The sequence below is a fragment of the Paracoccus binzhouensis genome, assembly GCF_016446475.1.
GTDB lineage: Bacteria > Pseudomonadota > Alphaproteobacteria > Rhodobacterales > Rhodobacteraceae > Paracoccus > Paracoccus binzhouensis.
On sequence record NZ_JAEHFP010000226.1, the window covers coordinates 1 to 1975 of the forward strand.

Below are 1975 nucleotides of genomic sequence, written 5' to 3' on the forward strand. Positions count from 1 at the left end.
CGCTGGCCCGCCGGCTGCTGCCCGCGGGCCATGGCTGCGCGGTGCTGCCGCTGGCGGCCGAGCCCGCGCCGCTTTTGCCCGAAGAGGCCAAGGCCATCGCCCGCGCCGTCCCGAAGCGGCGGCGCGAATTCGCCTTGGGGCGCATGGCGCTGCGGGCGGCGATCCGGCAGGCTGGGCACGACCTGCCGGCGGATCGGCCCATCCCGGTGCGTCCCGACCGCCGGCCCGACCTGCCGCCGGGTATCCGCGCCAGCCTGTCGCATGGCGGCGATTACTGCATCGCCATCGCCGCCCCACCCGGCGGGGCCAGTATCGGCATTGATCTGGAGCCTTGCGACCGCGCGCTTCCCGAAGGGCTGGCCGAGACCATCATGCCCTTTCGCCTGAACGGAGCGGGTGATGCGTTGCTGGCCTTTTGCGCCAAAGAGGCGATGTTCAAGGCGCAATATCCGCTGACCGGGCGGATGCTGGATTTCCGCGAGGTGCCGGTGGTGGTCGGCGCCGAGCGGTTCCGCGCCTGCATGGGCGACCGGCTGATCGGCGGGCGCTGGGGGCAGGCGGCCGGCTATTGGCTGGCGGTCAGCCTGTGGCGCGGCTGAACAGCGCCGCCAGCCGCCGGGCGGATTCGCGGATGTCGTGGCGTCGGGTCACGCGGGCGCGGGCCGAGGCGCCCATGCGTTCCAGCATCGCGTGGTCGGTTTCGGCGGCTTGCAGCATGGTTTCGGCCAGGGCCTCGGCATTGCCGGCGGGGACCAGCCAGCCCTCTTGCCCGGGACGGACCAGTTCGGGAATGCCGGCGATATAGGTGGCGATCACCGGACGGGCGCAGGCCATGGCCTCCATGATGACCACCGGCAGGCCCTCGGCGAAGCTGGGGGTGACCAGCGCATGGGCGGCATCCATGGCGGCGCGGACGCCGGCCTCGTGCTGCCAGCCCAGCAGGCGGACCGCCTCGCCCATGCCCTCGGCCGCGATCAGCGATTCGATCTGTGGGCGCAGTTCGCCATCGCCGACCAGCGACAGGCGCAGGGCGGGATTGCGGCGCCAGGCCAGGGCGAAGGCGCGGATCAGCAGGCCGAAGCCCTTCTGCTCGGCAAAGCGGCCGACCGCGACCATATGCAAGGGACCGGCGGGCAGCGGCGCCGGATCGGCCCAGCGGTCCAGATCCAGGCCGCAATGCACCACTCGCAGCTTGTCCCAATCTCCCGGCTCCGCCCAGCGATACATTTGCGAGCGGCCATAGCTGCTGACGGTGACGCAGAATTCGGCCAGGGCCAGTTTTCCGCCCAGGTCGAGCGGTCCGGTGTTGTCGAATTCCTCGGGGCCATGCACGGTGAAGCTGAAACCCGGGCCGCCCAGAAGCCGCGCATAAGCCGCGACCCGGGCGGAATTGGTGCCGAAATGCGCGTGAATATGCTGCAGGCCCAATGCGCGCGCCCGCGCCGCGACATGGGCGCCCTCTGCCAGGTAGACGATCTGCCGCGCCAGGCTTGATTCCCCGGCCCGCGCGCGGCTGCGGGCCAGGCGCAGGGCGGTACGGAATTTTGCCGGCCGTGCCAGGGCTTGCCGGGTCAGCGCGGCCAGCAGGCGCCTGCCCCCGGCCTCCAGCACGCGCTCGGTCCGGGCATGTTCGGCCAGGTCGGCGGGATCGCTCAGCGCCGCGGCATCGCCGCGCATGGCGAAGCGGTGGATTTCCAGCCCCTCGGCTTCCAGCGCGGCAATTTCGCGGCGAATGAAGCTGTGCGAAGGGCGGGGATAGGTGTTGACCAGATAGCCGATTCGCAAGGGCGGCTCCTTATCTGCAAAGGGAAAAATGCACCGATACCGGGACGCAGCGGCATTTTGGCCAAATGGCGCTTATTTTTTGCCAGGAATGAGCAGATATGCAGACCGCATTGGCCCAGTAGCTGTCGATGACCAGCGGCACGACCAGGAAGGCTACTGCCAGGATCGCGTAATAGCCCCAGCGATCCAG

The 1975-nt window shown here is 69.9% G+C and carries 3 protein-coding genes; 1 reads left to right on the plus strand and 2 read right to left on the minus strand.

Annotation, left to right across the window (positions count from 1 at the left end; translation table 11 throughout):
* Positions 1-2: 2 nt before the first annotated feature.
* Positions 3-599 (plus strand): 4'-phosphopantetheinyl transferase family protein, encoded by a 597-nt coding sequence (locus tag I9P22_RS24060; protein ID WP_199262737.1) that lies wholly within the window; start codon positions 3-5, stop codon positions 597-599.
* On the opposite strand, the gene I9P22_RS24065 is transcribed toward I9P22_RS24060, so the two are convergent.
* Together I9P22_RS24065 and I9P22_RS24745 are read right to left on the minus strand one after the other, a co-directional pair.
* On the minus strand, positions 580-1785 hold the full coding sequence (locus tag I9P22_RS24065) for a glycosyltransferase (protein ID WP_199262739.1): 1206 nt from the start codon (positions 1783-1785) through the stop codon (positions 580-582). The two genes, I9P22_RS24060 and I9P22_RS24065, sit on opposite strands and share 20 nt — an antisense overlap.
* 10 nt (positions 1786-1795) lie before the next feature.
* On the minus strand, positions 1796-1975 hold a 180-nt coding region (locus I9P22_RS24745; RefSeq protein ID WP_233253583.1), incomplete at its 5' end, for a hypothetical protein.